At 61.2% G+C, this 497-nt stretch carries 2 protein-coding genes; both read right to left on the bottom strand.

Annotated features, from left to right (window positions below; translation table 11 throughout):
* The coding region (locus EN853_RS33120) for an AMP-binding protein (protein WP_210236093.1) at positions 1-259 on the bottom strand (259 nt) is incomplete at its 3' end.
* Positions 260-300: 41 nt separating this feature from the next.
* On the bottom strand, positions 301-497 hold a 197-nt coding region (locus tag EN853_RS33115), incomplete at its 5' end, for a glycine cleavage T C-terminal barrel domain-containing protein (protein ID WP_210236092.1).

Here is a 497-nt window from a genome sequence, read left to right as displayed (position 1 = left end):
GCCGGATATTGATGGTGTTGAGGACCGCGCCGGCCATCGCGACGACGAAGTGTGCCTCGAACATTTCAGCCGTGTTGGGAGCAAGGACCGAAACGACGTCTCTTGGCCTAACGCCCAAACGGATCAAACCCGCCGCCAGAGCCTCGCAGCGCCGGCGCACCTCCAGCCAGGTGAAGCGACGTTCCTCATCGATGATTGCCAGGCGATCAGGATAAAGATCAGCCGTACGGTAGAGGAATGAGATCGGGGTCAACGGCACGTGGTTGGGGGCCTGAGGTCGGAGATAAGGCGCCTCGTCAATCAGAGGAAAGGAAGCTCCACCAGCCGCGCGGCCATCGAACCGTTCGCGCGATTGACGCTGACCGTCGCTCCGGCCTTCACGTCGGTCGATATCAAGGCATACCCGATGTTGGCCTTCATTCGGGGCGACCATGTGCAATGCGTCATCACGCCGACCTTGGCGCCGTCGAAGGTGATGTCCTCACGCTTGGCGCCAA

This window comes from Mesorhizobium sp. M1C.F.Ca.ET.210.01.1.1 (assembly GCF_004791585.1).
Lineage (GTDB): Bacteria > Pseudomonadota > Alphaproteobacteria > Rhizobiales > Rhizobiaceae > Mesorhizobium.
The sequence above is the reverse complement of the archived record's forward strand: the minus strand, read 5'-3'. Positions and strand labels throughout refer to the sequence as shown.